The 18,251-nt window shown below is 62.8% G+C and carries 20 protein-coding genes; all 20 read left to right on the forward strand.

Annotation, left to right across the window (positions count from 1 at the left end; translation table 11 throughout):
- Positions 1–5 precede the first annotated feature (5 nt).
- The 20 genes from fleR (at position 6) to C4K40_RS08365 (ending at position 18,207) form a co-directional block, all read left to right on the forward strand.
- Positions 6–1,412 carry a sigma-54-dependent response regulator transcription factor FleR gene (gene fleR / locus C4K40_RS08270; RefSeq protein WP_022643023.1) on the forward strand — a complete coding sequence of 469 codons (1,407 nt, stop codon included), beginning with the start codon at positions 6–8 and terminating at the stop codon, positions 1,410–1,412.
- A 127-nt stretch (positions 1,413–1,539) separates the two neighbouring features.
- Positions 1,540–1,866 carry a flagellar hook-basal body complex protein FliE gene (gene fliE, locus C4K40_RS08275; RefSeq protein ID WP_031321153.1) on the forward strand — a complete coding sequence of 109 codons (327 nt, stop codon included), beginning with the start codon at positions 1,540–1,542 and terminating at the stop codon, positions 1,864–1,866.
- A gap of 15 nt (positions 1,867–1,881) precedes the next feature.
- Entirely contained in the window at positions 1,882–3,672 is a 1,791-nt protein-coding gene (gene fliF / locus C4K40_RS08280) for a flagellar basal-body MS-ring/collar protein FliF (RefSeq protein ID WP_022643025.1), read from the forward strand.
- Positions 3,665–4,684: a flagellar motor switch protein FliG gene (gene fliG, locus C4K40_RS08285; RefSeq protein ID WP_011059975.1), complete on the forward strand. Its 1,020-nt coding sequence runs from the start codon at positions 3,665–3,667 to the stop codon at positions 4,682–4,684. The genes fliF and fliG overlap by 8 nt, the downstream gene beginning before the upstream one ends.
- A gap of 9 nt (positions 4,685–4,693) precedes the next feature.
- On the forward strand, positions 4,694–5,539 hold the full coding sequence (gene fliH / locus C4K40_RS08290) for a flagellar assembly protein FliH (protein ID WP_053135098.1): 846 nt from the start codon (positions 4,694–4,696) through the stop codon (positions 5,537–5,539).
- A complete protein-coding gene (fliI, locus tag C4K40_RS08295; RefSeq protein WP_031321159.1) occupies positions 5,529–6,887 on the forward strand; it encodes a flagellar protein export ATPase FliI in 1,359 nt (452 codons plus the stop codon). The genes fliH and fliI overlap by 11 nt, the downstream gene beginning before the upstream one ends.
- A 6-nt stretch (positions 6,888–6,893) precedes the next feature.
- Positions 6,894–7,343: a flagellar export protein FliJ gene (gene fliJ / locus C4K40_RS08300; protein ID WP_022643028.1), complete on the forward strand. Its 450-nt coding sequence runs from the start codon at positions 6,894–6,896 to the stop codon at positions 7,341–7,343.
- Positions 7,344–7,430: 87 nt separating this feature from the next.
- Complete coding sequence (locus C4K40_RS08305; protein WP_022643029.1) at positions 7,431–7,736, forward strand: STAS domain-containing protein; 306 nt, start codon at positions 7,431–7,433, stop codon at positions 7,734–7,736.
- A gap of 5 nt (positions 7,737–7,741) precedes the next feature.
- The gene (locus C4K40_RS08310; RefSeq protein WP_022643030.1) at positions 7,742–9,448 is read left to right on the forward strand and encodes a fused response regulator/phosphatase; all 1,707 of its coding nucleotides are present in this window, start codon (positions 7,742–7,744) and stop codon (positions 9,446–9,448) included.
- Between the two features lie 30 nt (positions 9,449–9,478).
- Positions 9,479–9,820, forward strand: a complete 342-nt coding sequence (locus C4K40_RS08315; RefSeq protein ID WP_022643031.1) for an Hpt domain-containing protein — start codon at positions 9,479–9,481, stop codon at positions 9,818–9,820.
- 96 nt (positions 9,821–9,916) lie between these two features.
- Positions 9,917–11,332 (forward strand): flagellar hook-length control protein FliK, encoded by a 1,416-nt coding sequence (locus C4K40_RS08320; protein WP_031321161.1) that lies wholly within the window; start codon positions 9,917–9,919, stop codon positions 11,330–11,332.
- Positions 11,333–11,528: 196 nt separating this feature from the next.
- The gene (fliL, locus tag C4K40_RS08325; RefSeq protein ID WP_022643033.1) at positions 11,529–12,029 is read left to right on the forward strand and encodes a flagellar basal body-associated protein FliL; all 501 of its coding nucleotides are present in this window, start codon (positions 11,529–11,531) and stop codon (positions 12,027–12,029) included.
- A 9-nt stretch (positions 12,030–12,038) separates the two neighbouring features.
- Positions 12,039–13,007: a flagellar motor switch protein FliM gene (gene fliM / locus C4K40_RS08330; RefSeq protein ID WP_022643034.1), complete on the forward strand. Its 969-nt coding sequence runs from the start codon at positions 12,039–12,041 to the stop codon at positions 13,005–13,007.
- A 53-nt stretch (positions 13,008–13,060) separates the two neighbouring features.
- A complete protein-coding gene (gene fliN, locus C4K40_RS08335; protein WP_022643035.1) occupies positions 13,061–13,522 on the forward strand; it encodes a flagellar motor switch protein FliN in 462 nt (153 codons plus the stop codon).
- Complete coding sequence (gene fliO, locus C4K40_RS08340; RefSeq protein WP_053135095.1) at positions 13,523–13,972, forward strand: flagellar biosynthetic protein FliO; 450 nt, start codon at positions 13,523–13,525, stop codon at positions 13,970–13,972.
- On the forward strand, positions 13,972–14,721 hold the full coding sequence (gene fliP / locus C4K40_RS08345) for a flagellar type III secretion system pore protein FliP (protein ID WP_022643037.1): 750 nt from the start codon (positions 13,972–13,974) through the stop codon (positions 14,719–14,721). Before fliO ends, fliP begins: the two co-directional genes overlap by 1 nt.
- A 24-nt stretch (positions 14,722–14,745) precedes the next feature.
- Complete coding sequence (fliQ, locus tag C4K40_RS08350) at positions 14,746–15,015, forward strand: flagellar biosynthesis protein FliQ (protein WP_022643038.1); 270 nt, start codon at positions 14,746–14,748, stop codon at positions 15,013–15,015.
- A gap of 10 nt (positions 15,016–15,025) precedes the next feature.
- Positions 15,026–15,802 carry a flagellar biosynthetic protein FliR gene (fliR, locus tag C4K40_RS08355; RefSeq protein WP_022643039.1) on the forward strand — a complete coding sequence of 259 codons (777 nt, stop codon included), beginning with the start codon at positions 15,026–15,028 and terminating at the stop codon, positions 15,800–15,802.
- Between the two features lie 3 nt (positions 15,803–15,805).
- Complete coding sequence (gene flhB, locus C4K40_RS08360) at positions 15,806–16,942, forward strand: flagellar biosynthesis protein FlhB (protein ID WP_053135092.1); 1,137 nt, start codon at positions 15,806–15,808, stop codon at positions 16,940–16,942.
- A 155-nt stretch (positions 16,943–17,097) separates the two neighbouring features.
- The gene (locus C4K40_RS08365) at positions 17,098–18,207 is read left to right on the forward strand and encodes a DegT/DnrJ/EryC1/StrS aminotransferase family protein (protein WP_031321165.1); all 1,110 of its coding nucleotides are present in this window, start codon (positions 17,098–17,100) and stop codon (positions 18,205–18,207) included.
- Positions 18,208–18,251 lie beyond the last annotated feature (44 nt).

Raw genomic sequence — 18,251 nt, forward strand, 5'->3', positions numbered from 1 at the left:
AGGTAATGGCAATCAAGGTTCTACTGGTTGAAGACGATCGCGCCCTGCGCGAGGCCCTGGCGGATACCCTCTTGCTGGCTGGCCATGACTACAAGGCCGTGGGCAGTGCGGAGGCGGCTCTGGAGGCTGCGTCGGCCGAGTCCTTCAGCCTTGTGGTCAGTGATGTCAACATGCCGGGCATGGATGGCCATCAGCTGCTTGGCCTGTTGCGCGCGCGCCAGCCACAACTGCCGGTGTTGCTGATGACCGCCCATGGCGCGGTGGAGCGTGCGGTGGATGCCATGCGCCAAGGGGCCGCCGACTACCTGGTCAAGCCTTTCGAGCCCAGGGCGCTGCTCGACCTTGTGGCGCGCCATGCCTTGGGTTGCCTGGGGGCGGTCGAGGAGGAGGGGCCGGTAGCCTTCGAGCCTGCCAGTGTGCAGTTGCTGGAGTTGGCGACGCGGGTGGCACGCAGCGACTCCACCGTACTGATTTCCGGCGAGTCCGGCACAGGCAAGGAGGTGTTGGCGCGTTATATCCATCAGCATTCCCATCGTGCCGGGCAACCGTTCATCGCCATCAACTGCGCGGCGATCCCCGACAACATGCTCGAGGCCACGTTGTTCGGCCATGAAAAGGGCTCGTTCACCGGCGCCATCGCTGCCCAGCCTGGCAAGTTCGAGCAGGCCGACGGCGGCACCATCCTGCTGGACGAGATCTCCGAGATGCCCCTGGGCCTGCAGGCCAAGTTGCTGCGAGTCCTGCAGGAGCGCGAAGTGGAGCGGGTCGGGGCGCGCAAGCCGATCAGCCTGGATATCAGGGTGGTGGCTACCACCAACCGTGACTTGGCGGGAGAAGTGGCCGCCGGCCGCTTCCGTGAAGACCTCTATTACCGCCTGTCGGTTTTCCCCCTGGCTTGGCGTCCATTACGCGAGCGGCCTGCCGATATCTTGCCGCTGGCCGAGCGCTTGCTGGTCAAGCATGTCAATAAAATGAAGCATGCCAGCGCCAAGCTGTCCGCCGAGGCCCGGGCCTGCCTGTTGGGTTATCCCTGGCCGGGCAATGTGCGGGAGCTGGACAACGCGTTGCAGCGAGCCTTGATCCTGCAGCAGGGAGGAGTGATCCGCCCGCAGGACTTCTGCCTGGCCGGTCCAGTGGCGTGCGCGCCATTGCCGGCGCTGGCCTCCGCAGGCCAGGTCTCGACGCCTGGCGTGGCGGGTGAAGCAGAGGTTGCATTCCAGGAGCCGGGCGGCCTGGGCGACGATCTGCGACGTCGGGAATTCCAGATGATCATCGATACCCTGCGCTCCGAGCGCGGGCGACGCAAGGAGGCGGCGGAGCGCCTGGGCATCAGCCCGCGCACGCTGCGTTACAAGTTGGCGCAGATGCGTGACGCCGGGATGGACGTCGAGGCTTATCTGTTCGCTACTTGATGAGTGACCTGCAAGGCCAGGATGGCTTTTGTGGGGTTGGGCCATGGAGCTGGCACCCTTGTTGCTAACACCTCACTAACCGCGGAGTGAGCGTCAAAAAAATGCGGGTCGTCAGAGAGAGTAAACCATGAGCCAAGGTATTGAATTTAATCGGTTGATGCTGGATATGCGGGCCATGCAAATGGACGCCATGTCGCAGCCAAAATCTGCCGCAGTAGCACAGGTCAGCGGTAGCAGCTTCGCTGATCTGCTTGGCCAGGCCGTGAACAAGGTCAACGACACCCAGCAGGCGTCCAATCAGCTGGCCAGTGCCTTCGAGATCGGCAAGAGCGGCGTCGATCTGACGGACGTGATGATTTCCTCGCAAAAGGCCAGTGTGTCTTTTCAAGCCTTGACCCAGGTGCGTAACAAGCTGGTTCAAGCGTATCAAGACATCATGCAGATGCCGGTTTAAGGACGAGATTGAGTCATGGCAGAAGCAGTCGCCGATAACGTACCGGCCAAGACCACGCCGCCGGTAGACGGGAAACCGCCGCTGTTCGGTTTGTCGTTCCTGGAAAACCTGTCCCAGATGACCATGTTGCGTCAGGTTGGCCTGTTGGTGGGCCTGGCCGCCAGCGTGGCGATCGGCTTCGCCGTGGTGTTGTGGTCCCAGCAGCCCGATTACCGGCCGCTTTACGGCAGCCTGGCGGGGATGGACGCCAAGCAGGTCATGGATACCCTGGCCTCTGCCGACATTCCCTATACCGTCGAGCCCAACTCCGGCGCTCTTCTGGTCAAGGCCGACGACCTGCCCCGGGCGCGCCTGAAGCTGGCCGCCGCTGGCGTTGCACCGGGCGACGGCAATGTCGGTTTCGAGATCCTCGATAAAGAGCAAGGCCTGGGCACCAGCCAGTTCATGGAGGCCACCCGTTATCGTCGTGGCCTGGAGGGCGAGCTGGCTCGGACCATCTCCAGTCTGAACAACGTCAAGGGCGCCCGGGTGCACCTGGCCATTCCGAAAAGCTCGGTATTCGTCCGTGATGAACGCAAGCCCAGCGCTTCGGTCTTGGTCGAGCTGTATTCCGGCCGCTCCCTGGAGCCTGGCCAGGTCATGGCCATCGTCAACCTGGTGGCTACCAGCGTCCCCGAATTGAGCAAGTCCCAGGTCACCGTGGTCGACCAGAAGGGCAACCTGCTGTCCGACCAGGCGGAAAACTCCGCGCTGACCATGGCCGGCAAGCAGTTCGACTACAGCCGTCGCATGGAAAGCATGCTGACCCAGCGGGTGCACAACATCCTGCAACCGGTGCTGGGTAACGATCGCTACAAGGCCGAAGTCTCGGCCGATGTCGATTTCAGCGCGGTGGAGTCCACCTCCGAGCAGTTCAACCCCGACCAGCCGGCCCTGCGCAGCGAGCAGTCGGTCAACGAGCAGCGCTCCAGCAGCAATGGCCCGCAAGGCGTGCCTGGTGCCCTGAGCAACCAGCCGCCGTCGCCTGCTTCGGCTCCGCAAACCACCGGTGGCGCCACCGCCTCGGCCGGCATGGTGCAGCCAGGCCAGCCTTTGCTGGATGCCAACGGCCAGCAGGTAATGGATCCGGCCACCGGCCAGCCGATGCTGGCACCGTATCCGTCGGATAAGCGTCAACAATCCACCAAGAACTTCGAGCTCGACCGTTCCATCAGCCATACCAAGCAGCAGCAGGGTCGCCTGAACCGCCTGTCGGTGGCCGTGGTGGTGGACGATCAGGTCAAGGTCAACCCGGCCAATGGCGAAACCACCCGTGCGCCGTGGAGCGCCGACGAATTGGCGCGTTTCACTCGCCTGGTCCAGGACGCCGTGGGCTTCGACGCCAGTCGCGGTGACAGCGTCAGCGTGATCAACGTGCCGTTCTCCGCCGACCGTGGGGAAGTGGTCGCCGATATTCCGTTCTACTCGCAGCCCTGGTTCTGGGACATCGTCAAGCAAGTGCTGGGCGTGCTGTTCATCCTGGTGCTGGTGTTCGGGGTCTTGCGTCCGGTGCTCAATAACATCACCGGCGGCGGCAAGGGCAAACAGCTGGCAGGCCTGGGCAGCGACGTCGAGCTGGGCGGCATGGGCGGCCTGGATGGCGAGCTGGCCAACGATCGGGTCAGCCTCGGCGGTCCGCAAAGCATCCTGCTGCCTAGCCCGAGCGAGGGTTATGACGCTCAGTTGAATGCAATCAAGAGTCTGGTGGCAGAAGACCCGGGTCGTGTGGCCCAGGTCGTGAAAGAGTGGATTAACGCAGATGAGTGATAACCGAGCCGCTACCGCCAAACTGACCCGGGTCGACAAGGCCGCGATCCTGCTGCTGTCCCTGGGTTCCACCGATGCCGCGCAAGTGCTGCGCCACATGGGGCCCAAGGAGGTCCAGCGGGTGGGCGTGGCCATGGCCCAGATGGGTAACGTGCACCGTGAGCAGGTCGAGCAGGTGATGAGCGAGTTCGTCGACATCGTCGGCGACCAGACCAGCCTCGGTGTAGGCTCCGACGACTATGTGCGCAAGATGCTCACCCAGGCCCTGGGCGAGGACAAGGCCAACGGCCTGATCGACCGTATCCTCCTGGGCGGCAACACCAGCGGCCTGGACAGCTTGAAGTGGATGGAGCCGCGGGCCGTGGCCGATGTGATCCGCTACGAACACCCGCAGATCCAGGCCATCGTGGTGGCCTACCTGGATCCGGACCAGGCGGGCGAGGTGCTGGGCAATTTCGACCACAAGGCGCGCCTGGACATCATCCTGCGCGTTTCCTCGCTCAATACCGTGCAACCTGCGGCCCTGAAAGAGCTGAACCAGATCCTCGAGAAACAGTTCTCCGGCAATTCCAATGCTTCGCGTACCACCCTGGGCGGTATCAAGCGTGCGGCCGACATCATGAACTTCCTCGACAGCTCGATCGAAGGTCAGCTGATGGATTCGATCCGCGAAGTGGACGAAGACCTGTCCGGCCAGATCGAGGATCTGATGTTCGTCTTCAACAACCTGGCCGACGTCGACGACCGTGGTATCCAGGCGCTGTTGCGCGAGGTGTCTTCCGACGTACTGGTGCTGGCCCTCAAGGGGTCGGACGAAGGGGTCAAGGAGAAGATCTTCAAGAACATGTCCAAGCGTGCCGCCGAGCTGCTGCGCGACGACCTGGAAGCCAAGGGTCCGGTACGCGTCAGCGACGTGGAGACCGCGCAGAAGGAAATCCTCACCATTGCCCGCCGTATGGCCGAAGCCGGAGAGATCGTTCTCGGTGGGAAGGGCGGCGAAGAAATGATCTAAGGTCGCTTTATGTCGTCCAGCAGTGATGAAACCCAGAGCGGCCTGATCCGTGCTCGGGACGTGGAGGGTTTCGACGTCTGGGCATTGCCCAGCTTCGACCCGGAACCCGAGCCCGAGCCGGAACCGGAGCCAGAGGAAGTCGAGGAAGAAATCGAGGAGGTGCCGCTGGAGGAAGTCCAGCCACTGACCCTCGAGGAGCTCGAGAGCATTCGCCAGGAAGCCTATAACGAAGGTTTCGCCACCGGCGAGCGCGAGGGCTTCCACAGCACCACGCTCAAGGTCCGCCAGGAAGCCGAAGTCGCGCTGAACGCCAAATTGCAGGCGCTCGAGCTGCTGATGGGCAACCTGTTCGAGCCGATCGCCGAACAAGATACCCAGATCGAGAAAACCCTGGTGGACCTGGTCAGGCATATCGCCCGCCAGGTGATCCAGCGCGAACTGGCGATGGACTCCAGCCAGATCGAGCACGTGATGCGCGAGGCCCTCAAGCTGCTGCCCCTGGGCGTTGGCAACGTGCGGCTCTACATCAATCCGCAGGACTTCGAACAGGTCAAGAGCCTGCGCGACCGGCATGAGGAAAGCTGGCGCATCGTCGAAGACGAGTCCCTGCTGCCGGGCGGTTGCCGGGTCGAGACCGAGCACAGTCGCATCGATGCCAGCGTCGAGACCCGGATTACCCAGGCCATGGACCAGCTCTTCGATCAACTGCACGAGCAATCGCTGCACCCGGCGTCGGCGGACCTGAACCTGGAGCTCGGCCCGCGCACTCCGGACCTGCCGCAGGCGGCGGTCGATCCTGGCGCCGACCCGGATGCCGGGCAGCCCGATCCCGCAGGCCCCGACCATGCGTCTTGAGCGCACCAGCTTCGGCAAGCGCCTGGGCGGCTACGCCGAGGCGATCGCGCTGCCGGGCCAGCCGATCCTCGAAGGGCGCCTGCTGCGCATGGTCGGCCTGACCCTGGAGGCCGAAGGCCTGCGGGCCGCCATGGGTACTCGCTGCCTGGTGATCAACGATGACAGCTACCATCCGGTCCAGGTCGAAGCCGAGGTCATGGGCTTCTCCGGGAGCAAGGTCTTCCTGATGCCGGTGGGCAGCGTCGCAGGGATCGCCCCGGGCGCGCGGGTAGTGCCCTTGGCCGACACCGGGCGCCTGCCCATGGGCATGAGCATGCTTGGCCGGGTGCTGGACGGCGCCGGCCGGGCGCTGGATGGCAAGGGCGGTATGCGCGCCGAGGACTGGGTGCCCATGGATGGTCCGACAATCAACCCGCTCAACCGCGATCCCATCAGCCAGCCGCTGGATGTGGGCATTCGCAGCATCAACGGTTTATTGACGGTGGGTCGCGGCCAGCGCCTGGGTCTCTTCGCCGGTACCGGCGTGGGCAAGAGTGTGCTGCTGGGGATGATGACCCGCTTCACCGAGGCCGACATCATCGTGGTCGGGCTGATCGGCGAGCGGGGCCGCGAGGTCAAGGAGTTCATCGAGCATATCCTCGGCGAGGAAGGGCTCAAGCGCTCGGTGGTGGTGGCCTCGCCAGCCGACGACGCGCCGTTGATGCGCCTGCGTGCGGCGATGTACTGCACGCGGATCGCCGAATACTTTCGCGACAAGGGCAAGAATGTCCTGTTGCTGATGGATTCTTTGACCCGTTTCGCCCAGGCCCAGCGGGAAATCGCCCTGGCGATCGGCGAGCCACCGGCGACCAAGGGTTATCCGCCATCGGTGTTCGCCAAGCTGCCCAAGCTGGTGGAGCGTGCGGGCAACGCCGAGGCCGGCGGCGGTTCGATCACCGCGTTCTATACCGTGCTGTCCGAAGGCGACGACCAGCAGGATCCGATCGCCGACTCCGCGCGAGGCGTGCTCGACGGGCATATCGTGCTGTCCCGGCGCCTGGCCGAGGAGGGGCATTACCCGGCGATCGACATCGAGGCTTCCATCAGCCGGGTCATGCCGGCGGTGATCAGTCCCGAAAACATGGGACGGGCCCAGTATTTCAAGCAGCTGTGGTCGCGTTACCAGCAGGCTCGCGACCTGATCAGCGTCGGTGCCTACGTTGCCGGTGGCGACCGCGACACCGATACTGCGATTTCCCTGCATCCGGCGATGGTGGCCTACTTGCGCCAGGGGCTGAACGACAACGTCAGTCTGGGCCATAGCCAGACCCATCTGGAGATGCTGTTCTCCCAGATCGCGGGCGGGTAACCGATCATGGCCGATAGCCGTGCGGCGCGCCTGGCGCCGGTGGTGGACATGGCGGAAAGCGCCGAGCGCACCGCCGCCCAGCGCCTGGAGTACTTCCATGGCCAGGTGCGGGTCGCCGAGAGCAAGCTGGGCGACCTGGAGCGTTTTCGCAACGATTACCAGGAGCAGTGGGTCGAGCGCGGCAAGCTTGGGGTTTCCGGTCACTGGTTGCTGAACTACCAGTTCTTCCTCAGTCAGCTGGATACCGCCGTGGGCCAGCAGCGCCAGAGCCTGGCCTGGCACCAGAACAATCTCGATCGTGCCCGCGAGGCCTGGCAGCAGGCCTATGCCCGGGTCGAAGGCCTGCGCAAGCTGGTGCAGCGCTACATCGACGAGGCCCGGATCCTTGAAGACAAGCGCGAGCAGAAGTTGCTGGACGAACTGTCCCAGCGTTTGCCCCGGCAATCCCCCTACTGATACGACGGATTTTTTCCCTGCAGGTTGTTCGGCTGTCCAGTGGGTGCTAAACCTTCTACACGTCGCCAATGACAAGGAAGCAGTCTCATGTCGGTCGTTACAGAAATATCCCCGGACGGGCAGAAACTCACGATTTCGATCAAGGGTCGTTTCGATTTCGGGCGGCACCAGGAATTTCGTGAATCCTACGAACGGCTCAACAAGACGCCGGAGTCCATCGTGGTGGATCTCAAGGAAGCCACCTATCTCGATAGTTCGGCCCTGGGCATGCTATTGCTGCTGCGCGACCACGCCGGTGGCGACAATGCCGACGTCCGGGTGATCAACAGCAATTCGGACGTGCGCAAGATCCTTGCCATCTCCAATTTCGACAAGCTGTTCGATATCAGTTGAGCGGTATGCGGTCGATGACCGAGTCCTTGTGCGTGCTGATCGCCGAAGATGGCGCAGCCGATCGCATGCTGCTGTCCAGTATCGTCCGGCGCCAGGGGCACCAGGTGCTGGCGGCGAGCAATGGCGCCGAGGCGCTGGAACTGTTCCAGCGTGAGCGTCCGCATATCGTGCTGATGGACGCGATGATGCCGGTGATGGATGGGTTCGAGGCCGCGCGGCGGATTCGCGACCTGGCCGGCGAGGCTTTGGTGCCGATCATCTTCCTGACTTCCCTGAGTGAAGGGGAGGCGCTGGCCCGTTGCCTGGAGGCTGGGGGCGACGATTTTCTGGCGAAGCCCTACAACCCGGTGATCCTGGCCGCCAAGATCAACGCCATGGACCGCCTGCGGCGCTTGCAGGATACGGTGTTGCGCCAGCGCGACCAGATCACCCGTCACCATGACTACCTGCTCAATGAGCAGCGGGTGGCCAAGGCGGTGTTCGACAAGGTCGCCCACTCCGGTTGCCTGGACGCTCCGAACATCCGTTACCTGCAATCGCCCTATGCCCTGTTCAATGGCGACCTGTTGCTGGCCGCCTATACCCCGGCCGGGGACATGCATGTGCTGCTCGGCGACTTCACCGGCCACGGCCTGCCGGCAGCGGTGGGCGCCATGCCCCTGGCCGAGGTGTTCTATGGCATGACCGCCAAGGGTTATGGCCTGCCGGAAACCCTGCGGGAGATGAACGCCAAGCTCAAGCGCATCCTGCCGGTGGACATGTTCTGCTGCGCCACCATGGTCTGTCTGAGTGTCCAGCGGCGCTCCCTGGAGGTCTGGAACGGCGGCATGCCCGAGGGATACCTGTATGCATGCGCCAGTGGCGGGCGTACGCCCCTGGTATCCCGGCACCTGCCGCTGGGGGTGCTGAGCGCCGAGGTCTTCGAGGATCGCACCGAGGTGTTTCCCATGGCGCCGGGCGATCGGGTGTTCTTGCTCTCCGACGGGGTGATCGATACCTGCAATGCTGCCGAGGAGCTGTTCGGTGTGCAGCGTTTGCAGCAGGTCTTCGCTGCCAATCGGCACGCGCAGCATCTGCTCGACGAGGTGCGCCAGGCCCTGGAGGATTTCGGCGGCCAGGCCCGGGACGACCTGAGCATGGTCGAGGTCAGCCTGCCGGAGTTGGCCGAGCTGGCGCCGCCGGCACTGGTGTATTCCGACAGCGGCCAGTCGTGCCCCCTGGACTGGTCGGTGAGCTTCGAATTCCGGGCCCAGACCCTCAAGCGCTTCAACCCCTTGCCTTACCTGTTGCAGTTATTGCTGGAGGTCCACGGCCTGCGCTCCCAGAGTGGAGCCTTGTACAGCGTGCTAGCCGAGCTCTATTCCAATGCCCTGGAGCATGGCGTGCTCAAGCTCGACTCACGGCTCAAGCGCGATGCCGAAGGTTTCACCCGCTACTATCGGGAGCGTACTTGCCGCCTGGATGAGCTGCGCGACGGCTTCGTCCGCGTCCACCTGCGGGTCGAACCGCTGGAGACGGGAGGGCGCCTGACCGTGCGGGTCGAGGACAGCGGCGAAGGTTTCGACGTGGCGGCGGTGATGGCCCGGCCCAGCGATATCGGGCGCCTGTCCGGACGTGGGGTCAGCCTGATTCGCCAGATGAGCCGCCAGGCACAGTGGGCGGACGACGGACGTAGCGTCTGCGTGGAGTTTTCCTGGGAGGCTCTGGCATAATTTCCAGGTTCTTGATCAAGGAGTGAACAAGTGGCTGAGATCCATCTGGACCACACTGTGCTCAACGCATTGCAGGAAGTCATGGAGGACGAGTATCCCGTCCTGCTGGATACCTTCGTCTGCGATTCCGAGGAGCGGGTGCGCTTGCTGCACAAATCCGAGGACAGCATCCAACTGGTGGCCGCCGCCCATAGCCTCAAGGGCAGCAGCAGCAACATGGGCGCCATTCGCCTGGCCGAGCTGTGCCATCAACTGGAGTTGCGTGCCGCCCGTTCGGGTGATGATGTGCGCGAGCTGGTGGGCGCCATCGATGGTGAGTTCGCCATTGTCCGGCGGCTGTGTGAGCAGGAGCTGCAGCGTTTCCATTGCTGAGGGCAGTGTTTTTACCCACGCTTTATAAAGCTGGCCCAAGTCTTGCTATGAAGTCTCCCACTGTACCTATGATTCCAGTGCAGCGGAGACTGTTCCATGGCTGTTACCCCCAATTCGCTTCTTCAGGCCACCGCCCAGGCCAGCCCTCAGGCCAAAACACCAGCGGCACCTGTCAGCCCTTTGGCAAACGTTGCCCAGCCTGGGGACAAGGCGCCCAGCTTCGCCCAGCTCTATGCCAAGGAATCCCAAGGCAAGCCCCAGGGCAAGTTCCAGCCCGTCGTCGATAACGCTCCGCAGCCGTTGCGCGACAAGAGTGCCGGCATCCCGCAGAAGCAGCAGGTCGGTAGCGATCAATCTGCCGCGCCGCAACCAGCGGTTGCCGATAGCGGCAAATCCTTGCCTGCCGACAAGTCCGCCGACAAACCTGCTGGCGGCGACGACAAGCCCGCGGCCAGCGATGATGGCAAGCCGGCCGAGAGCGCCCAGGTTGAAACGCCGCCCAGCGCCCAGTCGCCGTTGGACCCGAGCCTGGTGCAGAGTCCGCCTGTGGCCGCGGTCGAGCCGGCTCCTGTGGTGCCGCCAGCCCAGCCCCAGGTCGAGGCCACCGCTGCGGTGGTGGTGCCGGCCCAAGTGGCGGCGGCAGTAATGCCGACACCGCCGCCGGCGGCGGAACCACCCAAGGAGGCATTCGATCCTGAGGCCGATCCCCTGGATGCGTTGCCAGCGGTACGCCTGGCCATGGAGCAGGGTGGCCATGTGTCCGAATCCAGTCGCTCGCAACCCAAGGCGGCCTCGGCCAGTAACAACCCCGATGCCCAGTTGGCGTCTACGCAGAACATCGCCAGCGGCATGGCTGGCATGCTCGAGCAGGTTGGCAAGGGCGGCACCGAGCAGGGTGGCGAGAAGGCCTTCAGTGGCTTGATCACCGAGGGCCTGAAGGACCTCAAGGGCGCGTCCAGCGATACCCGGGTGGACGATTTCGCCAACCGCCTGGCAGCCCTCACGCAGGCGGCAACACCCAAGACCGCCAACGCGGTCCCGGTCAACCAGCCGCTGGCCATGAACCAGGGGGGCTGGACCGACGAGGTGGTCAACCGGGTGATGTACCTGTCCAGTGTCAATCTCAAGTCGGCGGACATCCAGCTCCAGCCGGCCGAGCTCGGGCGCCTGGACATCCGTGTGCACATGATTCCCGACCAGCAGACCCAGGTCAGCTTCATGAGCGCCCACGCCGGTGTTCGCGAAGCCCTGGAAGGGCAGGTGCATCGCATGCGGGAAATGTTCCAGCAGCAGGGGTTGGGCCAGGTGGACGTCAACGTCTCCGACCAGTCCCGTGGCTGGCAGGGCCAGGAGCAGGCGCAGCAGGGGCAGAACCGTGCCAATGGCTCCTCGGGCAACGGCACGCGCCTGGATGGCGAGGCCGGCGATGACGGACAGCCCCACGCCGTGGCCGAGGTCACAGCGCCGGTACAGACCGTGATCGGCAGCAGTGTCGTGGACTACTACGCCTGACCTGCTGGCGAGCGGGCGGCCAGGTAAGCTGGCCCCCGCTTCGATCCTCATGATCGCGAGCCGGCTGCCCGGCTGGTCAACTTCGCAGGACACTCCCGTGCCTGCCTTCTCCTGTCATTCCTGACAAATCTGGCATAACACTTGCTCTTGCCTTGCCGTGCGACTGTGAACCCCCGAATAGTGACGGATTATTGGCATGGCGAAGAGCGAAGCAGCAGAAAAACCCACCGCAGGGAAAAGCAAACTCAAGCTTATCCTGTTGATTGTCCTGGCGTTGTTGCTGGCCATCGGCCTGTCGGTCGGTGCGACCTGGTACTTCATGCACAGTGCCCAGAGCAAGCCCGACCCGGCTGCGCAAACCGCTACCAACGTCAAGCCCGCGGCGATCTTCGAGCCCATGGCCCCGGCCTTCGTCGCCAACTACACACAGAATGGCCGGCAGCGCTACATGCAGGTGAGCATCACCATGCTGGCGCGCAACCAGGCGGACCTGGACGCACTGAAAGTGCATATGCCGGTGATCCGCAACAACCTGGTGATGCTGTTCTCCGCGCAGAATTTCGACACCCTGGCGACCCCGGTCGGCCAGGAAATGCTCCGTCAGAAAGCCACCGCCAGCGTCCAGGAAGTGGCCCAGAAAGAAGTGGGCAAGGTAGTGGTCGAGCAGTTGCTCTTTACTAACTTCGTATTGCAGTAGGAACACGACATGGCCGTGCAGGACCTGCTGTCCCAGGATGAGATCGACGCGCTGTTGCATGGCGTCGACGACGGTCTGGTACAGACCGAACACGCTGCCGAACCCGGTAGTGTCAAAAGCTACGACCTGACCAGCCAGGATCGCATCGTCCGTGGACGCATGCCGACCCTGGAGATGATCAACGAGCGTTTCGCCCGCTACACCCGGATCAGCATGTTCAACATGCTGCGTCGCTCCGCCGATGTGGCGGTGGGTGGTGTGCAAGTGATGAAGTTCGGCGAGTACGTGCACTCGCTGTATGTCCCCACCAGCTTGAACCTGGTGAAGATCAAGCCGCTGCGCGGCACGGCGCTGTTCATTCTCGACGCCAAGCTGGTGTTCAAGTTGGTGGACAACTTCTTCGGCGGCGATGGCCGCCACGCGAAGATCGAAGGGCGTGAGTTCACCCCCACCGAGCTGCGAGTGGTGCGCATGGTGCTGGAGCAGGCCTTCGTCGACCTCAAGGAAGCCTGGCAGGCGATCATGCCGGTCAACTTCGAGTACATAAACTCCGAAGTGAACCCGGCCATGGCCAACATCGTCGGCCCCAGCGAGGCGGTGGTGGTCTCGACCTTCCATATCGAGCTCGATGGCGGTGGCGGCGACCTGCACGTGACCATGCCGTACTCGATGATCGAGCCGATCCGGGAAATGCTCGATGCCGGTTTCCAGTCCGACCTGGACGACCAGGACGAGCGCTGGAGCAAGGCGCTGCGCGAGGACGTGCTGGATGTGGCGGTGCCGCTCAGTGCCACGGTCGCCCGTCGCCAGTTGCGCCTGCGGGACATCCTGCACATGCAGCCTGGCGATGTGATCCCGGTGGAGCTGCCGGAAGACATGATCATGCGCGCCAATGGCGTACCGTCGTTCAAGGTCAAGCTGGGCTCCCACAAGGGCAACCTGGCGTTGCAAGTGATCGAAGCGATCGAGCGCCGTTGAGGCGCTCCAACCTGTTTGCTGTTCAATGAATTTTTGCCCGTCGAGGACCCAAGATGGCTGACGAAATTAACCCCCAGGACGACCAGGCGCTGGCCGACGAATGGGCTGCTGCGCTGGAAGAAACCGGTGATGCCGGCCAGGCCGATATCGACGCCTTGCTGGCTGCCGATGCCGGTGCCGCCTCGGCCAGTGGCCGCTTGCAGATGGAAGAGTTCGCCAGTGTGCCCAAGAGCCATGAGCCGGTGAGCCTCGAAGGGCCGAACCTGGACGTGATCCTCGACATCCCGGTGTCGATCTCCATGGAAGTGGGCAGTACCGATATCAACATCCGCAACCTGCTGCAGCTCAACCAGGGTTCGGTGATCGAGCTCGATCGCCTGGCCGGCGAGCCGCTGGATGTGCTGGTCAATGGCACCCTGATCGCCCACGGCGAGGTGGTAGTGGTCAACGAGAAGTTCGGCATTCGCCTGACTGACGTGATCAGCCCCAGCGAACGCATCAAGAAGCTGCGCTAAGTGAACAAGCTGCTTGGCGTACTGCTTGGCTTGCCGCTGAGTGCCCTGGCCGCGGAGCCGGTGGCCAGGGCCGGGGCCGCCGCGACGGCCGCGGCCCCGGCGGTGGGTAGTCTTGGCGGGCAGTTGGCCCAGCTGTTGCTGGGCCTGCTGCTGGTGATCGGGCTGATCTTTTTCCTCGCCTGGTTGTTGCGCCGCGTGCAGCAGGCCGGTCCTGCCGGCAAGGGCCAGGTGATCGAGCTGATCGGTTCCCGGGTCCTCGGGCCGCGCGATCGCCTGGTGCTGGTGCAGGTGGGCAAGGAGCAGATCCTCCTGGGCCTGAGCCCGGGCACCATCACCCCGTTGCATGTGCTCAAGGAGCCGGTGCAGGTGCCCAATGCCGAGCAGGCGACGCCCGAGTTCGCCCAGCGCCTGATGGAGCTGTTGGGCAAGGACCAGAAGGATAGGAAGTAATGCCGTTGCGCATCATCTTGATGTTGGCCCTGATGCTGGCTGCGCCGTTGGCGCTGGCGGCCGATCCGTTGTCGATCCCGGCGATCACCCTCGGCACCAATGCCGATGGCCAGCAGGAGTACTCGGTCAGCCTGCAGATCCTGCTGATCATGACCGCGCTGAGCTTCATCCCGGCGTTCGTCATGCTGATGACCAGCTTCACCCGGATCATCATCGTCTTCTCGATCCTGCGCCAGGCCCTGGGTCTGCAGCAGACGCCGTCGAACCAGATCCTCACCGGCATGGCGCTGTTCCTCACCATGTTCATCATGGCCCCGGTGTTCGACCGGGTGAATCAGGACGCGCTGCAGCCTTACCTCGCGGAGAAGATCACCGCCCAGGATGCGGTGGCCAAGGCCGAGGTGCCGATCAAGGACTTCATGCTGGCGCAGACGCGCAGCAGCGACCTGGAATTGTTCGTGCGCCTGTCCAAGCGGACCGACATCGCCAGCCCCGACCAGGCGCCGCTGACCATCCTGGTCCCGGCCTTCGTCACCTCGGAGCTCAAGACGGCGTTCCAGATCGGCTTCATGATCTTCATCCCGTTCCTGATCATCGACCTGGTGGTAGCCAGTGTGCTGATGGCCATGGGCATGATGATGCTGTCGCCGCTGATCATTTCCCTGCCGTTCAAGATCATGCTGTTCGTCCTGGTGGATGGCTGGGCCTTGATCATCGGCACCCTGGCCGGCAGTTTCGGTGGTGTCTAGAACCTTGTTTGCGGGTGATCGACTATGACTCCTGAAGTCGCGGTAGACCTGTTTCGCGAAGCCCTGTGGTTGACCACCATGATGGTCGCCGTACTGGTGGTGCCCAGCCTGCTGGTGGGCTTGATCGTGGCCATGTTCCAGGCGGCCACGCAGATCAACGAGCAGACCCTGAGCTTCCTGCCGCGCTTGCTGGTGATGCTGGTGACGCTGATCGTCGCCGGCCCCTGGCTGGTGCAAACCTTCATGGAATACATCCGCCAGTTGTACGGCAGTATTCCGCAGTTGATTGGCTGACCCCGTGTCATTGCTGGCGCTGACCGATACCCAGATCGGCAGTTGGGTGGCGAGCTTCATGCTGCCGCTGTTTCGCGTCACCTCGTTGCTGATGGTGATGCCGATCTTCGGTACCACCCTGGTGCCGCGGCGGGTGCGCCTGTATTTCGCCCTGGCGATCACCGTGGTGATCGCCCCGGCGCTGCCGCCCATGCCCGAAGTACATGCCCTGGACCTCAGTGCCTTGCTGCTGGTGGCCGAGCAGATCCTGGTCGGCGCGGTGCTGGGGTTCTCGTTGCAGTTGTTTTTCCAGGCCTTCGTGGTTGCCGGGCAGATCGTGGCGATCCAGATGGGCATGGGCTTCGCTTCCATGGTCGATCCCACCAACGGGGTCTCGGTGGCGGTGATCGGGCAGTTCTTCACCATGCTGGTCACCCTGTTGTTCCTGGCCATGAACGGCCATCTGGTGGTGTTCGAGGTGCTGACCGAGAGCTTCACCACCTTGCCGGTCGGTGGCGGCCTGATGGTCAACCACTACTGGGACCTGGCGGGCAAGCTGGGCTGGGTCCTGGGGGCGGCGCTCTTGCTGGTGCTGCCGGCGATCACCGCGCTGTTGGTGGTCAACATTGCCTTCGGCGTCATGACCCGGGCGGCCCCGCAGCTGAACATCTTCTCCATCGGCTTCCCGCTGACCCTGGTGCTGGGCATGGGCATCGTCTGGATCAGCCTGGCCGACATCCTCAACCAGTATCAGCCGCTGGCCTCCGAGGCCCTGCAGTTCTTGCGCGAATTGGCGAGGGCCCGTTGAGCCATGGCTGAGAGCGAGAGCGGTCAGGACAAGACAGAAGACCCCACGGAGAAACGCAAGAAGGACTCCCGGGAAAAGGGCGAGATCGCTCGTTCCAAGGAGCTCAACACCCTGGCCATCATGCTGGCCGGAGCCGGTGGGTTGCTGGTGTTCGGCGCGAACCTGGCGCAGAACCTCCTGGAGATCATGCGCCTGAACTTCTCCCTGCCGCGCGAGGTGCTGCTCAGCCCGCAAGCCATGGGCCTGTATCTGCTGCATTCGGGCAAGATCGCCATCCTGGCGGTGCAACCCGTGCTGCTGACCCTGCTGCTGGCGGCCATCATCGGGCCGATCTCCCTCGGGGGCTGGCTGTTCGCCGGCAAGAGCCTGGCGCCCAAGTTCAGCCGCATGAACCCGGCCAACGGCCTGAAACGGATGTTTTCCTCGACGGCCGTGATCGAATTGCTCAAGGCCCTGGCCAAGTTCAGCCTGGTGCTGTTCGTGGCGCTGTCGGTGCTATCCGCGGATATCGACGATCTGCTGCGCATCGCCCATGAGCCCATGGAGCTGGCGATCATCCACAGTGTCCAGGTGGTGGGCTGGAGTACCTTGTGGATGGCTTGCGGGCTGATCCTGATCGCCGCAGTGGATGTGCCGGTGCAGTTGTACCAGGCCCATAAGAAGCTGTTGATGACCAAGCAGGAAGTGCGCGACGAGCACAAGGACCAGGAAGGGCGTCCGGAGGTCAAGCAGCGGATTCGCCAGGTGCAGCGTGAGATGTCCCAGCGGCGGATGATGGCGGCGATCCCGGAGGCCGACGTGGTCATCACCAACCCGACCCACTACGCCGTGGCGCTCAAGTACGACGCCGAAAAGGGCGGGGCGCCGGTGCTGCTGGCCAAGGGTACCGACTTCCTGGCGCAGCAGATCCGCGAGATCGCCACCGCCCACGAGATCATGCTGCTGCAGTCGCCGGCCCTGGCGCGGTCGATCTACTACTCCACTGAGCTTGAGGAAGAGATTCCGGCCGGCTTGTACCTGGCGGTGGCCCAGGTACTGGCCTACGTCTACCAGATCCGCCAATACCGCGCGGGCAAGGGCAAGCGCCCGGAACCGCTCAAGGACCCGCAGATTCCTGCGGACTTGCGGCGCGACAACTAATCATCATCCAGCCAGGCTGTTGGCTGGATTATTGCTTGGACCAGCCCAGGGTTTGCAAAGGGTTAATTTTTTGACTGGGCAGATTCAATCTGAAAGCCAGTAGCTGGATTGACTTTGTTCTTTGGGATGTTCGAGCTGCTCAGAGCTGATAGGCCATGGAAAAAATAATTACTGTCACCAGTCCATTGCTGCCGCCTTTGGAGGAATTTGTTCCTTATCTGGAGCAAATCTGGAAAAACAAGCGACTGACCAACTGTGGCCCTTTCCATCAGGAGTTGGAGCAGGCATTGGCCCGTTACTTGGGTGTTGGACATCTGTCGTTGTTTGCCAACGGTACCCTGGCGCTAATTACAGCCTTGCAAGCACTGCATGTGAAAGGTGAAGTAATTACCACGCCTTATTCATTTGTCGCTACCGCCCATGCCTTGGTCTGGAATCGCCTGACTCCAGTGTTCGTCGATATCGATCCACGGACCTACAACATCGATGTCAGCAAGATCGAGCAGGCAATTACGCCCCAGACCACGGCTATCATGCCGGTGCATTGTTATGGCAACCCATGCGATGTGGAGGCCATTCAGGCCATTGCCGATAAACATGGGCTGAAGGTGATTTTTGATGGGGCGCATGCCTTTGGCGTCGAAGACGCCGGCGGCAGCATATTGCGCCATGGCGACCTGAGTGTCCTGAGCCTGCATGCCACCAAGGTATTCAATACCTTCGAGGGAGGTGCAATCATCAGTCCGGATGCCCAGACCAAGTTGCATATCGATCAATTGCGCAATTTTGGTTTTGTCGATGAGGTCACCGTGGTGACCTGTGGCATCAACGGCAAGATGAGCGAGGTCAATGCAGCATTCGGGCTTCTGCAATTGCAGCATATCGACAAAGCGTTGCAGCAGCGCAAGGCTATCGACATCTTCTATCGTTCTCAGTTGCAAGGTATCCGCGGTATTAGCCTGGAGCCGATTCCGGCAGCCCTGGTGCCGAACTATGCCTACTTTCCAATCGCCATCGAGCCGGAATACGGACTGAGTCGCGATGAACTCTACGGATTGCTGCAAGAGCACAACATATTCGCCCGACGTTATTTTTATCCGTTGATCACGCAAATGGCGGTCTACGAGGGAATGGAAGGACTGCATCGCCATCCAGTAGCCAATGCCGAGGCCGTCGCTGAAAGAGTCATTTGCCTGCCAATGTATCCAGGATTGGAAATGGAGGACCTTCAACGAATCATCGCGGTGATTCGTTCGGGCAACTGATTGAGCATTATTGGAGCAGTATTTTCGCCAAGAAGGCGATGTTT

Source organism: Pseudomonas sp. CMR5c, assembly GCF_003850545.1.
Lineage (GTDB): Bacteria > Pseudomonadota > Gammaproteobacteria > Pseudomonadales > Pseudomonadaceae > Aquipseudomonas > Aquipseudomonas piscis.